Here is a 17,612-nt window from a genome sequence, read left to right on the forward strand (position 1 = left end):
GCAGCGATCGGCGGCCGCAACTCCCCAAGCGCGGGCCGGTCTCCCCGCCGGGTCAGTAGACCGGGACGGCGTGGCAGAGCTGCTGCGCCGGCTCTGGCACGTGCAGCTCGACCGCTCGTTCCCCCTCCACGGAAGGACTTCTGCCTTGTTGAGCGTCACGCCCGGCCACTCGGCCAGCTACCTCACGAACCAGGTCGGCGCCGGCATGGAGTCGTACTACACCGGCGCGGTCGGGGCGGGGGAGCCGCCCGGCGTCTGGCACGGCAAGGGCGCCGAGGCGCTGGGCCTGGAGGGCGAGGTCGACGCCGACGTCATGTCGGCGCTGTACGAGCGCTACCTGGACCCGACCGACGAGCGGTTCACCGACCCCGAGACGAGATACGGCTCGCGCACTCTGGGGAACCGGCCGAAGGAGTACAGGACGCCGGATGCGATCGTCGAGGACCGTACCCGCGAGTACACCACGGAGCACGCGAGTACACCGACGCCGGAGCAGATACAGGCCTGGCGACTCGAGGCGGAGAAGAACGTATCCGCGGCGGCGCACTTCTACGACCTGACGTTCAGCCCGGACAAGTCCGTGACCGTGCTGTGGACGGCGTTCACCCGCGCCGCCGCCGAGGCTGACGCGGCCGGCGACGCCGACACAGCGGCCGGGTGGCAGTGGGCTGCCGACCAGGTCGAGGACGCCCTGATGGACGCCTCCGCCCGAGCGCTCGACTACGTCGAGCGGACCGCCGCGTTCACCCGCACCGGCCGGCACGGCGCCCGCTCCGTCACCGGGCACTGGGCCGACACCCAAGGCCTGACGGCCGCCCGGTTCCGCCAGCACACCTCCCGCGAGGGCGACCCCCAGCTGCACGTCCACCAGGCCGTCCTGAACAAGGTCCAGACCGCAGAAGGCCGCTGGCTCGCCCTCGACGGCGAAGCCGTCCACGCCGCCCGATCGGCGGCCGGCGCGATCGCCGAGCGCGCCCTCGAGCTCGACCTCACGCGCCGCCTCGGGATCCAGTGGGAGATGCGCGAGGACGGCGTCGGTCGCCGCGTCGTCGGCGTCGACCCGCAGCTCGAGGACCTGTTCTCTGCGCGCACCCGCGTCATCGGTCCAGAGGCCGAGCGCCGCCTCGACGCCTTCGAGGCTATGTACGGCCGGCCCGCGAACGCGATCGAGCGGGCGACGATCGTCAAGAAGGTCACCCTCGCCACCCGGCCGGGCAAGACCGGGTTCAGTGAGTCGCCGGACGAGCTCAACGCCCGCTGGCACGCCGAGGCATCCGGCAGCGTCGCCGGCGGACTGTCCGGCCAGGCGCACCGGTTCCGGCACGTCCTCGACCACGCAGCGAGCGCTGCGCGGGTGAGCGCGGCCGCCCTCGACACCGCCGGGTCCGAGGTCGGGTCGGACGTCGAGCAGCTGCTCGCGGATCGACTCGCCGGTGGGCCCGAGGGCCCGGGGGAGGGGGAGACCTTCTCGCTGCGCGCGGTGCTCGCCGAGGCGCTAGAGGCCTGCCATGGGTCGGACGGGAAGTCGACTTTCACCCGGCACGACCTCATCCGCCAGATCAACCTCGCTCTGCCGGACGACCTCGGTGCCCTCGCCCCCGGCGAAGCGGAACGGCTCCTGGAGCACCTCGCCGACGAGGCGATGCAGTCAGCGGACGTCGTCCAGGTGTCCGGGTTCGAGGTCGGGCGCGTCCCGGACTCTGCCCGCCGAGCCGACGGGACCGCCGACACGGTCAACCCCGCCCGGATCGCGTACGCCACGCGCGGGCACCTGTCCGCCGAGTGGGCCGTCCTGCGGTCGGCCGGGGAGCACGGCCGGACGGCGCTGCCACGGTTCGTTGTCGAGGACTGGCTCGAGGCCCAGCCGGTCGGCCAGGCGCTCTCGCCGGCGCAGCGCGAGGCCCTGCTCGGCCTCGCGACGTCCGACGCTGCGGCCGCCGTCCTCGTCGGACCGGCCGGGACCGGGAAGTCGTTCACCGCCGCCGCGTTCGATGTCGCCTGGCGCGATCTCACCGCCCAGCTCGCCGAGCACCGCAACCCCGACGTCCGCGCCCGCTACGGACCCGGCCGCGCCGTCGGCGTCGCCATCACCCAGGCCGCGGCCGACGTCCTGGCCGAGGACGGCGTCACCGACAGCGCGAACATCGCCGCCTTCCTCACCGCCCAACGCCGCCTCACCGAAGGCCGCCCCCTCGCGGGGGACGAGCGATGGCGGCTCGGCCCGAACGACGTCCTGCTCGTCGACGAGGCCTCGATGGCCGACACCGCCTCTCTGAACCGGCTCCAGGCCGCCGCCGACACCGCCGGCGCCCGCGTGGTCCTGATGGGCGACCCGCACCAGCTCGGTCCGGTCGGCGCCGGCGGCATGATGCGCGCCGCCATCGACCGCAACGCCCAGACCTTCACCCTCAGCGAGGTCCGCCGCTTCACCCACGACTGGGAAGCCACCGCCTCCCTCCGACTCCGAGACGGCCACGCCGACGCCGTCACCGACTACGACGCCCACGGCCGCCTCATCGACGCCGGCCGCGAGAAGGACGCCATCGCCGCCATCGCCCGGGCCGCCGCCGCCGACCGGCTCGCCGGCAAGGACACCGTCGTCATCACCAGCAGCAACGAGCACGCCGCCCAAGTCGCGGCCGCCGTCCGCCGCCACCTCGCCGACGTCGGCCACGTCGGCAAAGCCTCGATCCTGCTCGACCGGGACGGGACCACCGCCGGCGTCGGCGACCTGGTCCAGGCCCGCCGGATCGACCGCCAGCTTGGCCTGGTGAACCGCGAGGTCTACCGGATCGACGCCGTCGACGAGCACGGCACCCTCACCGCCACCTGCACCCGCACCAGCCAGTCACACACCATCCCGGCCGATTACGCCGCTGCCGACCTGTCCCTGGCGTACGCGTCGACCGCGCACGGCGCCCAAGGCCGCACCGTCGACACCAGCCACCTCCTGCTAACCCCGACCTCCGACCGGGCCGGCGCCTACGTCGGCCTCACCCGCGGCCGCGAGTCCAACACCGCCTGGGCCATCACCGACACCGGCATCCCCAACCCCGACGCCCCAACCGGGACGACCGTCCACACCGCCCGAGGACTGCTCGCCCGCGCCCTGGCCACCGAGACCGGCGCGGACGAGGCCAGCGCAGGCATGGACCTGCGGGCACGCGCGGACGCCGCAGCCGTCGACATCGCCGACGCTGATGCCCGTGCACGCCGCGACGCCGGGACACTGCTCGGACTCATAGAGGATGAGACCCGCCTCGCCGCCAGGGCCCGCCTCGACGAGCACCTGGACACGCTCACCGCGGAGGGCCTCCTCACGGACACCGAGCGCGCCAGGTTCGGTGCAGAGCAAGGCACAGAGCACCTCGCGAAGCTCCTGCGGGCCCACGAGCACGCCGGCGCCGACGCCCTCGAGCTGCTCCGTGACGGTGTCACGGCCGGGGACTTCACCAAGGTCAACGCCCTGTCTCAGGTCGTCGCCGCTCGCATCGACAAGCGCCACCCGCTGCCAACGCCCGCCGCCTGGCCCCAGGCCCCGGCCGCCGTGCCGACAGACGCCGCGGTGGAGACGAGCAGCAAGGCCCTCCCAGTCCACGACCAGCGCGCGGCCTACCTCGAGCAGCTGCACGGCCTTTACGCACATCGTGCCCGTGAGCTCGGGGCCGAGTTCGCCGCCGTGGCCGACGCCGATCCTGCTTCGCTCCCGAACTGGGTCACCAGAACGCTCGGCCAGCCGATGCCCACCGACGTCCGTACGGAGGACGGGCAGACGCTCCCTATTGACACGTACGCGTCAACAGGCAGCGCGGTAGACGTGGAGCGACCGGCAGCGCTGACCCGGGAAGAGTGGACCGCCCGCGTCGGCGCGGTCGCCGCGCAACGCGAGGCGTCCGGATGGACCCACCCCGACATAGCGCTCGGCCGCTGCCCCGGCGTCTCCACTCCCGAGAAGCGCGCCGCCTGGCACGCGGCCTACACCGCGGCAGGGATGCCCGAAGAACAGCGCCCCGAGGCCGAGATGACCGAAGGCCGGCTCCTCGTCCGCGCCCGCGCCGCCGAACGCGCCCGCGCCATCGCCCCGCCCGCCGTCTACGAGGCCCAACGCGAACGCCACCGTCTCGCCGACCAGGCCGAGCGCGACTCGGTCCTCGCCCGAGCCCAGAGCCGCCCTGACGACGCAGACCAGCTCGCCGCAGCCGCCGCCGAACACCGCTCCGCCGCCACGCAACTCGACGAAGTCGCCGACGCCAGGGCCCGCTGGCTGCTCCATCACACCGAAACGCTCGCCGCCGGGGACAGCGCGCGGGCCGAGCTCTATCGCCGAGGCCTCGGTCCCCGCCTCGAGGCAGACCGCACCAGCGCACAGGAGCTCCTGCAGTACCGCGAGTGGCTCGAGGCCGAAGAACGCGCCCGCATCGAGGATGACGCCCACCGCACCATCACTGAGTCCGATGTCAGCGAGCTCGATGGCGGCGAGGTCCACAGCGCCGAACTCCATGAGGCGGAGGACGTGCGCTGGGCTGGGTGGCGTCGCACCGAGGGCCTGCCGCGCGGGGTTACACAGGTCGAGCGGCAGCAGATCATCGATGCCGCCGCCGTCCACGGCCTTGAGATCGACGTCCAGACACCGGTCGTGCCGGACACCGACGCCGCCAGGACGGACGAGAGCCTTCGCCCGCCGGTCGCCGCAGCCCTGGCCGATATCGAACACCTCGCCAGCGCCGGGCTCGGCCGCCCCGGCACCGCCCGCCGAGTCAGCGAACCCCGCACCGGCACCGAGGACGACGCAGGCGGGCCCTCAGCTGTCGCTTCGTTGACCGCCGGCGCGGCCACCGCGGAAGTTGAGGCCGCGGCGGCCGCCGCGGTGCGAGCCGCCGAGCGCCTGGCTGACGAGGCCAGCCAGAACGCCGCCGCAACTGCCACCGAGGATCTCGCGGACGACGGTCGCGCTTCCTCCGCTCGCACCGAGGACACTGCTGATGACGGCTCGTGGGACGCGCGTCGGTCCGCCCAGATCAATGCGGAGAACGACGCCGTCGCCCAGACCGGACGTTGGCACGACGCAGGCGCTGAGGACCACGGCGTGGACTACGGCGCCGACAACGGCATCAACGTCGCAGCGTCGTCCGGGGGGCTCGGCGCCGAGGACGGCGTCGCGTAAACGGCCGTCAGGTTGACGACGGTGCCGCCGAGGGAGTCGGCGAGGGTCCCGGCGACAGGCGCCAGGTTGGCGCCGTCGCCGGCCCTGAGCACGACAGGAACCCGACGCCGATTGCGTTCCGTGCCCGGTCTCCGCGACGGTCGCACGGCTGCCCTCGTAGAGCCATCGGAAGCCGCTTGTCCGGGTCGGCGTACTGCCAGGTCCGTCGAGCCGTGTCCGGATCCGTCAGGCACACCAGGAGGTGCTGTCCGCGCCGAGCCTTCCGGTCGCCCTTGGTGCAGCTTGCGCCGACCAGTTTCTGCGGCAACGAGACCGGAGCGAGGAACTTGGTCGACGTCGGATCGGGACCCGACGTCGCGCCTGAGCGCGGCGTCGGCTCCGCTGTGCGGGTGGCTGAGTCGGCGACCTGATCGGCAAGCGTCGACCCGATGACCTGGCCGAACATCTCGCCCATCGCGCCCACCAGACCGGTCGCCACAGCAACCAGGAACAGGCCCAGAACCGCCAACCGCGCGACCAGCGACCGCCGACCCATGCCCGGCCGCCCTCCGGGCCGGCTGTTCCGCCCGGCTGCACGGCCCGAGGGCCGACGACGCACGCTGCCAGATCGCGCACCGGATGATGGCTTCCTCGACGAGCCGCGGCCGGCAGACACCGCCGCGGCGTGCTCGTGCGCGAGCCGGCGCGCGAGCTCGGCGACCGCGGGGGAGGCCCCGCGTACCGGGAGAACTCCCCACGTGTCCGCGTCCCGGGACACCGCGAAGAGCGCCTCGACGGCCGCCGAGTCGAGCAGCTCAGGTTGGTTCGACAGCCAGTCGACCAGATGCGCCGCGTCGAGCACCTGCACGTCTGTGGGTGCTGCCTTGAAAGTCAGACGCGCACCGACCACCGCGATCACCGGCCGGACGGGCACATCGCGCCCCAGACGCGCCGCGAGCCGTGAGGAGACCCTGTCGCCCTCCGCGCGAGCTCGCGCCAGATACGGCTGGAACGTCCCACCGAGGTAGATCGCACCACCGCCCGCCCCGGCCCCGGCGACGTGGACGCGCTGCCCGCGATGGTGCTTGGTGTTCACGGTGAACACCCCGCCCGGGCCGATCACGAGATGGTCGACGTCCGCCCCGCCGGCCCCCACCCGAACGCTGTGCAGCACCTGCCACCGGACCGAGTCCAGGCGGGCGAGCTCCAGCGCCAGTTCCTGCTCACCGACGAAGCCCGCAGCGAAGGGCAGCACCCGAGCCCGCTGTACCTCTGTCAATGATCCGTCGGGACCTGCCGCGGCGAACACTGCGGCGATCTCCTCGAGCAACGCCGCACCGGGCACCTGAGCGGCCAAGTCGACTCCCTGCGCCGTCGCCGACGTGGTCGTCGACTCCGCCGCAACGAAGTTGCTGGCGCTCTCGAGCACCGGCAGCTCGCCGAAGCGTGCTAGGGCAGTCTCCAGCTCGGCCCGGCCGGTGCTCATCCACTCGCTGAGGATCCAGGACTGCTCGCCGGTCGTGACGTCCGCGACCACAGCGGCCGTCCCGTCATCCTGGTAGCCGAAAACCCGCGTCGACGAGGAACTCTCCCGGTAGAACCGCACCTCGTGCCCCCGCGTCTCTCGCCCGCCCCGAGGGCATCGAACCTATGAAACAGAGCGGCGCCCGTCCCGGGGATGCCTCGAAACCCGGCAGAACAGCCGATTCTCAGATCGTCGGCGCTACGCGCTGAAACCGTGCTCGTCACGCCTCGGCGGGCCGTCGATCAGTGACGCCGGCAGCGGCACCCACCAGAACGTTCGACGCAGCCCGAGGGAGAACTCCAGCGCGTCGGCGACCCCACCCAGGTAGTACCAATCCGAGGACTCGCGCTCGGCTCGGCCGCGACGCGCGATCGTGACCTCCAGCTCGTCGACGAGGCCGTGCTGGGACCGGTCGACGAACCGCTGACCGCTGGTTGGCGACACCAGCACCACCCCCAGCACCCAGTGCAATGTGTCCACGGTTCCCGAAGCGACCTGCTGATGTAGTTCGCGGCTCTGCGGCTCGAGGCCGAGCGAGTCCTCGAACCGGGCGTCCCACTGGATAGCCCTGGCGACGTCGGCCAAGAACCACAGATCAACTTCGTGCTTCAACCAATCTGGCGCGCCAACACTGCCCAGGTAGCCAGTCGCTGACATGCGAGCCTCCTATCCGCTGCCTGCTGCTTCAGGCCGTCTGCATTATGTGAGCCGCCTCCGACAACCGTGGCGAGTCGGCCCCCAGACATTCGCTGCGGTTGCCGGCAGCGAGTACATCCATGCGAGGACTGCACTAGCGTGAGCCACATCGAGCGAAGGGGAGTCATGGCCAAGTACTCGGTGACGCAGTCGGCAGTCACGCAACTGCTCTCGGACGTCAAGAGCGACAAGATTGCGATTCCAGAGCTCCAGCGCCCCTTCGTCTGGGACAGCGTCAAGGTCCGTGATCTCATGGACTCCCTGTATAAAGGTTATCCCGTTGGATACCTGATTACGTGGCAGTCCGTGGGGGCCAAATTGAAGGGTGGGCAGGTTGCTGCTCACCAGCAGATCCTCATCGACGGCCAGCAGCGCATCACCGCGCTCCGGGCTGCGGTTGCCGGCCTCAAGGTCATCGACAAGAGATACAAGCAGATCAGGATCATCATCGCGTTCAATCCTCTGACGGAGGAGTTCGCGACCGCAACGCCAGTCATTCGCAAGGATCCGCAGTGGATCGCAGACATCAGTGAGTACTTCAACTCTGACTCGCCTCTATCGTTCGCCCGGGAGTACCTTGAGCGCAATCCCGGGGTGGACGCGAAACTGTTTGAAACTAGTCTCGCCCGTCTGGGCAGCATTCAGAATGCTCAGATCGGAATCATCGGCCTCGCCGATGATCTGGACGTTGAGACTGTGTCGGAGATCTTCATTCGTATCAACTCCAAGGGTGTACCGCTTAGCAGTGCCGACTTCGCCATGAGCAAGATAGCCACCTATGGTGATCGTGGGCGGAATCTTCGAAAGCTCATCGACTACTTCTGTCACCTGGCCGTCGCTCCCCATGCGTACAGCGACGTGCTGGAGAACGACACTGAGTTCGCGGCGACCCCATACCTCAAGGCGATCAGTTGGCTGAAGGATGAGGCTGAGGATCTATACGACCCTCAATACAGCGACATCATTCGAGTAGCTGGGCTTGTCGGCTTCCACAGGGGCAAGGCGTCAAGCATCGTGAGTGAACTTTCAGGCCGTGACCCTGAGACGCGCAAGGTTGATGAGGAGCGGATCCCACTCGCCTACGACAAGTTGGAGCGGGCCCTGCTGGAGATCGTTCGGAAGTATCATTTCGACAACTTCCTTATGCTGATCAAGTCGGCAGGGTTCATCACGTCGGGAATGGTCAACTCGCGCAATGCGCTCAACTTCGGCTATGCGCTTTATCTCAGGCTGCGTCAAGACGAGACGATGAGCGAGGGAGAGCGAAAGCGTATCGTAAAGCGCTGGTTCGTGATGTCTATGCTGACTGGACGGCACTCAGGCAGTTTTGAGTCGACCTGGGAGCAAGACATACGCCGTATCGGTGACCAAGGTGCCGCCAACTACCTCAAGCAAGTGGAAGACTCTGAGCTCTCTGACGCGTTCTGGGCCGTGACTCTGCCTGCGGCATTGGAAACGACTAGTACCGTAAGTCCGTTCTTCCAGACGTTTCTCGCGGCTCAGGTTGTAAACAACGCGCGCGGATTCTTGTCCAAGGCGATCACCGTGTCCGCCATGACTCAACAGTCCGGCGACATCCATCACATCGTGCCGAAGGATTATCTTCAGAAGAATGGCTTTCCGGATCGAGGCGACTACAACCAGGTCGCCAACTTCGCACTTACAGAGACGTCGATCAACATCAGCATCAGCAACAGGCCGCCGGCACAGTACATGGCAGAGATGATCGCGCAGGTACAGTCCGGGGTGCTGTCCCTAGGAGAGATCACCAACGAGGACGATCTTCTCGCAAACCTCGCCGAGAACGCCGTCCCGGAAGATCTGATCAATGTTACGGCTGGAGACTACCCAGAGTTTCTGGTTCGTCGTCGCCGCCTGATGGCGGCCATCATTCGCGACTACTACCAGGCGCTGTAGTGATGAAGGCATCGGTCGCACCTGCGTGATCGATGGTGTGGTCGCAGCGGACACGTCAGGCGATGCGATCGGTGCGCGCCAAGGACGCGCGGCTCCCGGCGGTTCTGGGCTGGTCGCGTCCGGAGAAGGTACGAGACTCGTGTAGGTGAGCCCCCTGGACTCGGCGCCCGCTCTAGCCTCGGGTGTGTGTTGACACGTCTTCGCGGCTGGTGCCTAGCGTCTGAGGTTCGATAGTGGCGACCGTCGATTACCGTCCACAAGGGCTCGGCTTCGTGGTGAGGCTGGAGGCCGGGAGTCTCCAGCTATGCGTGGAAGGTCGAGGAGTCGGTGACGGCGACTCGCAAGTCTCTGGTGATCCTGAGCTCACTCGGAATGTTGCCCTCATGGCGCTAGCGCTGGGGTTCGCCGCCAACGAGATGGCCTACCGCAGGTCGCGCGCCGCCGAGAAGCGAGCGAGTCATCGTGCGGCCGCCGACGCGGCAAGGAAGGACCTGCTCGGCCTCGCTGACATGGTCGTCCGATTGGGAGATCGCACGGTCACCGCCTGGTGCTCGGGGTGCTTCGAGAAGACGAGCCATCAACACGTCCGTGGCGCCGAGCGTCCGTTCCGCACCTACCTTTGCTGTACGTGCGGAACGCCGACCGTCAATTGCGGCGTCCCCGGGTGCGCCCACCATGCGACCCTCACGACGAGGGCTCGCGTGAACATGGGCTACTGCGCCGCACATCGTCACGCGATCCCAGGCTTCGAGAAGATTAGGTCGAAGATCGAGACGCTAGGCGACTCCAAGGACTTCTTGAGCTTCGAAGTCCGTAACGCCGCTCGCATCACCAAGATCACAGTAGGGACGCTCGGAACTGCGGCAGTGGTGGCGCCAATGGCGTTCTTTGCCGCCCCGGCCGTCGGCGCAGCGCTGGGGAGCTCGATGCTGGGCGGGTCGCTAACCGGCGCTGCTGCGACGAGTCATGGTCTCGCGATGCTTGGAGGCGGCGCCGTTGCTTCAGGTGGCCTCGGGATGGCAGGAGGCGCCGCGGTTGTGACCGCAACAGGTACTGCGCTTGGCGGGGTCCTGGGGGCCACTACCGTGACTGCATACGCGGGCGCAGACCCGTCCTTCGGTATCGAACAGATGAGATCAGGGACCGGGAGTCCAGTGGTGTTCGCGACCGGTTTCCTCACCGAAGGACAGGCGGGCTGGAAGGAGTGGCAGCGTCTCGTCGACACTCGGTACCCGGACGCACCCGTGTACCAGGTGCACTGGGGTGCGAAGGAACTCAAGCACCTCACAGCGCTCGTTACGTCAAGCACGGTTAAGGCGGCCGTCCATGAGATCGTCGCCCAAGGTGCTCGACGGGGGAGTAGGAGCTTTGGACTTCCTGGAATCGGCTGGCTGCTGGGCCTTCACGGCGTGGCTACGAATCCTTGGACCATCGCGAAAGTAAGGGCCGGGATGACTGGAGCCGCGCTGGCAGACCTGATCTCTCGGAGCGTTGAAGGTCCGTATGTGCTCATGGGGCACAGTCTGGGCGCCCGAGTCATGGTCACGGCAGCGTTGGCCTTAGGAACCCGATCCGGCCCTTCGCGAATCGAGGCGATGCACCTTCTCGGTGCAGCAGTGGGACGCGACGGGGATTGGCGATGCCTCGATCAGGCCGTCTCAGGCCATGTATGGAACTACTGGTCCGAGAATGACGGAGTCCTTCGCTGGCTGTATTCGCTCGCTGAGGTGGGGGAGACCGCGGTGGGTCAGGCCGGATTCAAGTCCAAGTTCGCACGAATCAAAGATCGCAATGTCACTCGCCATGTGTCAGGGCACTCTGCGTACATCTCGGGGGTCACGCTTCAAGGAGAGTAGAGTTGAGCGGTCAGCTCTCGACGCGTGAGGCCGCCGCCGAAATGGACACCGCGTTCACGCAACCAGGGGCACGTGTTGCAGCGCAGGCCCGCGTTACTCTGGCACTGCCCACTCACGCTTCTTGGAGGCCCGGGACGGGCGAGATGGCATCCGCGCGTCAAATTCTTCGGCGGCCGCGCGGCCGGCGTCTGCAACCCAGGCCGCGTACGCCCGAAGAGTAGTGACACCTCCGCCTCCATGCCCCAGGCGGCCGGCGACGGTGCGGAGGTCGACGCCAGCAGCGATGAGCTCCGTCGCGTTGTAGTGACGCAGCTTGTGGAACGTCGTCTCTATCGCGAGGCGCTCTACCAGGCGGTTGTATCGCTGGGTCACGGTGCCGGGTAGCAGCGGCTGGGAGCAGTCGGGGTCGTTGGAGAACAGGTATGCCTTGTCGCTCAGGCGGATCGCCAGCTTCCTGGCTGCCTTGTTCTGCCGCTCGAGCATCGCGTCGAGCAGGGCGGCGGTTTCCTGGCCCAGCGCGACCCTGCGCTGCTGATGAGTCTTCGTGTCCTTCTCGCGCAGGGAGTTCCGCGATCCGGTCACGCTGGCTGGGATCGTCAGTGTGCGAGTGGCAGCGTCGTAGTGGCTGCGCTTGAGCGCGCACAGCTCGCCGCGCCGGGCGCCGGTCGTCATGGCCAGCCAGACCAGGGTCCCCCAGTCCTCGTCGAGCCACGCCTCGTTGAGAATCAGTGCAGCCTGCTCGGGTGTGGGTGGTGACGGGTTCGGACGTGGCGGGGGCGGGGGAGACGCTGCCCCGGCGGGCGTAACGCTGATCCAGTCCCATCGCACGGCGCGATCGAACGCGCCGGAGAGAATCCAGTGGATCTGTCGGACGGTGCCTGCGGCCAAGGGCTTGCAAGCGTGCGGTCGGCACTTGTCGGTACATGCGTGCTCGCCGCTCAGCCGGTGGTCGACCAGGCCCTTTGCGCCCTTGCAGCGTCGCCGGCAGCGTCGGAGCTGGGCGTAGAGGGAGTCGAGGGTCTCGCCGTCGACCCGGGCGAGCGGCAGGTGGCCGATGACTGGTCGAACATGGCGGTCTACATACGACCGGTAGGTCTTGGCGGTGTTCGGATCGACGTCGAGAACCTCGAAGTACCGGTCGAGCAGCTGGTTCATCGTGGCGCTCGTCTTGGGATGCCGCCGTTCAGCGACCTGGTTCAGCAGTCGAATGCGAGCCCGCTCCGCCTGTGTCGCCGCGCGCGGGCCGGCGGGGATGACTTCATCGAGGTATCGGCGGCGGCCGGTCACCGAGTCGTAGCCGGCGTAGACGCGCACCCGTAGTGCGCCGCTGGAGAGCTGCTCGATCGAGCCGCGCGCACGTCGTGGTCGCTGCTGTCCTACCGCCATGGTGCGAGCGTAAGTTCTGTTCGCACCACATTTGATCCATGGAGTCGCTATCGGACGATCATGATTCGGCTATCGTTGCAGGTCAGAGGCTGCGCGCCCGGCAGGGGTCGAACCTGCGACCATCGGATTAGAAGTCCGCTGCTCTGTCCACTGAGCTACGGGCGCCCGGGCCGCCGGCGGTCGACCCGCCCCGGCCCTCCGCAATGCTGCCACGAAGCGGCCCCCGCGTGGGCGGGCGACAGAAGGCCGGCGGCGGCCCGCGCCGGACGGCGGGCGGGTCCGGGGACTGAACGTCCCGCCGGCGGGCATGGGGCGGTCAGGGCACGAACCGCGGCTACAGCCCGCGCGGGATCCGGTAGGCAGCACCGACGAGCGGTGACTGTATGTCGCCAAGGAGGTCGGAAGTGTGATCATGCGGGGTGCTATATGACGGAATGTGATGGTCGCCGTGGGATGCCCGGTGATCCGATGCACGGATACCGTCGCGCTTTGGCAAGATGAGCCTCCGGGGCGCGGTCCGAAGCGTCGTGACGGGGCCGGTCGGCAGGTGCGTGAGCACGGCCGATGTCGTCTCGTCATGGTCGGCGCGCGCTCCCTGGCCCGAGGGGGTTCCGCTATGCACGGGAAGGGGACGCGTGGACACGCAGGCTGACGCCGTCCGCGAACCGTCGCCGTCGGGCACCCTCAGTGACGCCGTACCGACCGCGCCGACGGCTGAAGCGGCCGCCGCGACCGCCGTGGAGACCGCACCTGCGACAGGTGAGCAGGCCGCGCCGTCCGCCCCGGCACCTGCGTCGCCCGTCGCCGCGACCCCGCCCGTCGGCGTCGCGCCCGCGGGCCCGCCGCCGGTCCTCGACCACCCCGGGATCCTCGAGTCCAGCGAGCGGCTGCGCGAGGCGGTCTCGGCGCTGCACCTGCCGCTCGTCGTCGAGGACGTCGACCAGTCGCGCGTCGACCGGGAGCGGCTCCAGGCGCAGCTCGACGACTACCTGCTCCCGCGGCTGCGCCGGATGGACGCGCCGCTGCTCGCCGTCATCGGCGGCTCGACCGGCGCCGGCAAGTCGACGCTCACGAACTCGTTGGTGCGCAAGGAGGTCACGCGGTCCGGCGTGCTCCGGCCGACGACCCGCTCGCCGGTCCTCGTGCACCACCCGTACGACTCGGGTGCGTTCCTCTCGCAGCGGATCCTGCCGAACCTTGCGCGGGTCACCGCGGAGGCGCCCGAGCCGATCCAGCCGATCGACGTCGACGCGCCGCGGATCACCGCGCTGCGGCTCGTGCCGCACGAGGGCGTCCCCGCAGGGCTGGCGATCATCGACGCCCCCGACATCGACTCGGTCGTCGACACCAACCGTGAGCTCGCCGTCCAGCTGCTCGCCGCCGCGGACCTCTGGCTGTTCGTGACGACGGCCTCGCGCTACTCGGACGCCGTCCCGTGGGAGATGCTGCGGACGGCCTCCGACCGGGGTGCGTCCGTCGCCGTGATCCTCGACCGGGTGCCGCGCGAGTCGATCCGCGAGGTCCGGACCCACCTGGCGACGCTCCTGCGCGACCGCGGGCTCGCGTCGTCCCCGCTCTTCACGATCCCCGAGGCGCGCCTGTCCGACGGCTTCCTGCCCGACGCCGTCGTCAAACCGCTGCTCACCTGGCTGCAGCGGCTCGCGAAGGACGCCCGCTCCCGGGACGTCATCGTCCGGCGGACCCTCGCCGGTGCGCTCGACAGTCTCCGCGAGCGGGTCTACGTCGTCGCGGACGCCGCGGACGCCCAGCGCGACGCCGACGCGGCGCTGCGCGAGGCGCTCCAGGCCACGTTCGCCGAGAACACCGGCGTCCTGCGCGAGCGCCTGTCCGACGGCACGATCCTGCGCGGCGAGGTCCTCGCCCGCTGGCAGGAGTGGGTCGGCACGGGCGAGTTCATGCGGACGCTCGAGTCGAGCATGGGCCGGATCCGGGACCGGATCACCGCGTCGCTGCGCGGCAAGCCGGCACCGGTCGAGCCGCTCGGCGAGGCCCTCCAGACCGGCGTCCAGGCCATCGTCCGGGCCTCCGCCCAGGCGACGCTCGAGCAGTCGGTGCTCGGCTGGCGCGCGATCCCGGCGGGAGCCGCGCTCATCGAGCGGGCCGCGACGACGACGACGCTCGCGCCGGACTTCGAGGTCCGGCTCGCGCGGGCCGTCGCCGAGTGGCACGCCGGCGTCGTCGAGCTCGTCCAGGTCGAGGGCCAGAGCCGCCGGCTCACCGCCCGCGCGCTCTCGCTCGGCGTCGACGGCACCGCCGCGATCCTCACCCTCGTCGTCTTCAGCCACACCCTCGGCGACGGCAACGACTCCGAGGCCGCGGCCGGCACCGCAGCACTGGCGAACCGGATGCTCGTCGCGGTGTTCGGCGAGCAGGCGGTGCGCAGCCTCACGGCGAAGGCGCACGCGGACCTCGTCTCCCGGGTCGACGCCCTCATGGAGTCCGAGCGGGCCCGCATCGTCGGCGTCCTCGACGCCGCCGGGGTCCTGCACGACGCGGGGGACCGGCTCCGGGCCGCGGTCGGCGCTCTGGAGGAGGCGCGGTGAGCAGCGGACCGACGACCCTGCCCACGAGCAGCCCGACCGACGAGCCGTCGGGCGCGGACCCCGCGGCCGAGCGCGCGTCGTCCGGGCGATCCGGCGGACGCCGTCGCGGCGCCCCCGACATCGCCGCCCGGGTCGAGGCCGTCGAGCAGGCCCTCAAGGTCGGTGGCGACCGCTTCGAACCGGCCGCGGTCACCCAGGCCCGGCACGCACTCGAGCGCACCGGTGAGCGGATGCGGCTCGGGTCGCGGCACACCGTCGTCGCCCTCGCCGGCGCGACCGGTAGCGGAAAGTCGAGCCTCTTCAACGCTCTCGCGGGCATGGACCTGTCGGACGTCGGAGCCCGCCGTCCGACGACCGGCAAGCCGGTCGCGTGCGTCTGGGGCACGGACACCGCCGACCCGCTCCTGGACTGGCTCGACGTCCCGGGCCGGCACCGCACGGCGCGCGAGTCGGTGCTCGACGGGCAGCGCGAGGCGGCCCTCAACGGGCTCGTCCTGCTCGACCTGCCCGACCACGACTCGACGAACGTCACGCACCGGCTCGAGGTCGACCGCCTGGTCGACCTGTGCGACCTGCTCGTCTGGGTCGTCGATCCGCAGAAGTACGCGGACGAGGTGCTCCACGCGAACTACCTGCGCAAGTTCGTCGGGCACGAGTCGGTCATGCTCATCGTGCTCAACCAGGTCGACAAGCTCGGCCCGGCCGGCACCGAGACCTGCCTGACCGACCTGCGCCGGCTGCTCGACGCCGACGGGCTGGGCCCGGTCAAGCTCGTCGCGACGTCGGCGACGCGCGGCGACGGTGTCGAGGACCTGCGCAGCGTGCTGTCGGACGTCGTCCGGCGGCAGGCGACGACGGCGCAGCGTGCTGCTGCCGACCTGGACGGCGCCCGTGAGGCGCTCGAGAAGAGCCTGTCGCCGACCGAGCCGGACGCGCGTGCCCTCAACGGCGCCGACGAGCTCGTCGGGGCGCTGGCCGCGGCCGCCGGGCTGCCCGTCGTCCTCAACGCCGTCGAGACGGACTACCGGCGCCGTGCAGGAGCCCTCGTCGGCTGGCCGCTCGTGCGCTGGTGGCACGCGCTGCGCCCGGACCCGCTGCGCAAGCTGCGTCTCGGGGAGGCCGAGAGCGAGCTGCGCCGGCTGACCCGGCGTTCGTTGCCGGCGATGTCGCCGTCCCAGCAGGCCCGGGTCGAGATCGCCGTCCGGGCCGTGACGTCGTCGGCGGCGAACGCGCTGCCCGCCCGGTGGGGCGACGCCGTGCGCAAGGCGTCGACGGCCCCCGGGGCGGACCTGGCCGAGGCGCTCGACGGCGCCGTCATGTCCGTCGACCTCGAGTACGCGCCGCCGCCGTGGTGGTCGGTCGTGCGCGTCGTGCACTACCTGCTCGCCGCGGCGCTGGCCGTCGGGACGGCGTGGTTCCTCTACCTGTTCGTCATGGCGGCCGTGGGGACGTTCCCCGAGACCCCGACCGTGGGGCCGTTCTACGTGCCGTCGTGGCTCTTCTACGGCGGTCTCCTCGGCGGTCTCGCGCTGGCCCTCGGCTCGCGCTGGGCCGTGCGCGTCGGGGCGCGGCGGCGCCGGGCCAGGGTCGCGGCGCTGCTGCGGCAGGCGGTGTCCGCCGTCGCGTTCGAGCACGTCGTGTCGCCGGTCGCCGAGGTCCTCGCGGACCACCGGGCCGCGCGGCAGGCGCTCGAGTCCGCACGCTGAGACGCTGACCGCGTCCGGGACCTCTTCCGCGCGAACGGGTCCGGACGACCTGGCGGGCTCGACCCGTCCACAGTTCCGCCGTTCGTCCCACTGTCCACAGCCGCGGGTCCGGGCCCAGCGCGACGTCGGTCGTCCGCGGTGGACTGCCTCCATCGACCCGGCGCCGCGCCGGGCGGAGGAGGATGAGATGAACGAGACCCACGTGACCCTGACCGGCGTCGTCGCGACCGTCCCGGAGGTCAAGTCCCACGACGGCACCCGGCTGCTGAGCTTCCGCTTCGTCTCGACCGAGCGCCGGTTCGACCGGGCGACCGGCGCCTGGGTCAACGGCGCCGAGACCTGGGCGACGGTGACGTGCTGGCGGGCGCTGGCGGTGAACGCCGAGCAGTCGGTGCGGGTCAAGGACCGGATCATCGTCAAGGGCCGGTTGCGCACCGACCAGTGGACCGGTCAGGACGGCGGTCGCCGCAGCGACGTCAAGATCACCGCTGAGGCCCTGGGGCCGGACCTCGCCTGGGGGACGGCGACGTTCGAGCGGTCCCGCGGCACGGCGGCCGCCGAGGTCGAGGCGGTCGTGGCCCGCCTCGAGGCCGAGGTCGCCGACATGCCCGTGGTCCTCGGGGAGGAGGCCGGGCCGGGGGTCCCCGCGTCGGCCGCCCTGCCGGTCTACGCCGCCTTCCCGCCGCTCGACCCGGACGAGGAGGACGACGACCTCGACGAGGACGAGGACGACGAGGACGAGGGCCAGGCGCTGCTCGACGCCCGCGAGCTCGTGGGGGCCGGCACGAGGTTGACCAGGTCGTCGAAGCGGGCGCTGAC

At 70.2% G+C, this 17,612-nt stretch carries 9 protein-coding genes and 1 tRNA gene; 6 read left to right on the forward strand and 4 right to left on the reverse strand.

Annotated features, from left to right (window positions below; all coding sequences use genetic code 11):
- Window positions 1-70: 70 nt before the first annotated feature.
- A complete protein-coding gene (mobF, locus tag ECOMGDLI_RS24130) occupies window positions 71-5,164 on the forward strand; it encodes a MobF family relaxase (protein WP_143447891.1) in 5,094 nt (1,697 codons plus the stop codon).
- A gap of 7 nt (window positions 5,165-5,171) precedes the next feature.
- On the opposite strand, the gene ECOMGDLI_RS24135 is transcribed toward mobF, so the two are convergent.
- Both ECOMGDLI_RS24135 and ECOMGDLI_RS24140 read right to left on the reverse strand, forming a co-directional pair.
- Entirely contained in the window at window positions 5,172-6,749 is a 1,578-nt protein-coding gene (locus ECOMGDLI_RS24135) for a nuclease-related domain-containing protein (RefSeq protein ID WP_088319408.1), read from the reverse strand.
- A 117-nt stretch (window positions 6,750-6,866) separates the two neighbouring features.
- Window positions 6,867-7,325 carry a hypothetical protein gene (locus ECOMGDLI_RS24140; protein ID WP_088319409.1) on the reverse strand — a complete coding sequence of 153 codons (459 nt, stop codon included), beginning with the start codon at window positions 7,323-7,325 and terminating at the stop codon, window positions 6,867-6,869.
- A gap of 165 nt (window positions 7,326-7,490) precedes the next feature.
- On the opposite strand from ECOMGDLI_RS24140, the gene ECOMGDLI_RS24145 reads away from it, so the two are divergent.
- Window positions 7,491-9,281 carry a DUF262 domain-containing protein gene (locus ECOMGDLI_RS24145; RefSeq protein WP_088319417.1) on the forward strand — a complete coding sequence of 597 codons (1,791 nt, stop codon included), beginning with the start codon at window positions 7,491-7,493 and terminating at the stop codon, window positions 9,279-9,281.
- Between the two features lie 233 nt (window positions 9,282-9,514).
- Complete coding sequence (locus ECOMGDLI_RS24150) at window positions 9,515-11,137, forward strand: DUF726 domain-containing protein (RefSeq protein WP_143447892.1); 1,623 nt, start codon at window positions 9,515-9,517, stop codon at window positions 11,135-11,137.
- A 93-nt stretch (window positions 11,138-11,230) separates the two neighbouring features.
- Here the strand turns inward: ECOMGDLI_RS24150 and ECOMGDLI_RS24155 are convergent, their stop codons facing one another.
- Together ECOMGDLI_RS24155 and ECOMGDLI_RS24160 are read right to left on the reverse strand one after the other, a co-directional pair.
- A complete protein-coding gene (locus ECOMGDLI_RS24155) occupies window positions 11,231-12,523 on the reverse strand; it encodes a site-specific integrase (RefSeq protein WP_088319411.1) in 1,293 nt (430 codons plus the stop codon).
- 92 nt (window positions 12,524-12,615) lie between these two features.
- Window positions 12,616-12,688: transfer RNA gene (locus ECOMGDLI_RS24160), tRNA-Arg, on the reverse strand.
- Window positions 12,689-13,158: 470 nt separating this feature from the next.
- Here ECOMGDLI_RS24160 and ECOMGDLI_RS24165 point away from each other — a divergent pair.
- The 3 genes from ECOMGDLI_RS24165 to ECOMGDLI_RS24175 all read left to right on the forward strand — a co-directional run.
- Window positions 13,159-15,087 (forward strand): dynamin family protein, encoded by a 1,929-nt coding sequence (locus tag ECOMGDLI_RS24165; RefSeq protein WP_198955143.1) that lies wholly within the window; start codon window positions 13,159-13,161, stop codon window positions 15,085-15,087.
- A complete protein-coding gene (locus tag ECOMGDLI_RS24170; RefSeq protein ID WP_088319413.1) occupies window positions 15,084-16,793 on the forward strand; it encodes a GTPase in 1,710 nt (569 codons plus the stop codon). Before ECOMGDLI_RS24165 ends, ECOMGDLI_RS24170 begins: the two co-directional genes overlap by 4 nt.
- Before the next feature lie 187 nt (window positions 16,794-16,980).
- The coding region (locus ECOMGDLI_RS24175) for a single-stranded DNA-binding protein (RefSeq protein ID WP_088319414.1) at window positions 16,981-17,612 on the forward strand (632 nt) is incomplete at its 3' end.

The organism is Kineosporia sp. R_H_3 (assembly GCF_002198675.1).
Taxonomy (GTDB): domain Bacteria; phylum Actinomycetota; class Actinomycetes; order Actinomycetales; family Kineosporiaceae; genus R-H-3.

What these genes read in the sequence shown, in the direction of transcription:
- ECOMGDLI_RS24140 (WP_088319409.1), bottom strand. Translation starts at nt 7,325, where the DNA reads ATGTCAGCGACTGGCTACCTGGGCAGTGTTGGCGCGCCAGATTGGTTG.
- ECOMGDLI_RS24145 (WP_088319417.1), top strand. Translation starts at nt 7,491, where the DNA reads ATGGCCAAGTACTCGGTGACGCAGTCGGCAGTCACGCAACTGCTCTCG.
- ECOMGDLI_RS24155 (WP_088319411.1), bottom strand. Translation starts at nt 12,523, where the DNA reads ATGGCGGTAGGACAGCAGCGACCACGACGTGCGCGCGGCTCGATCGAG.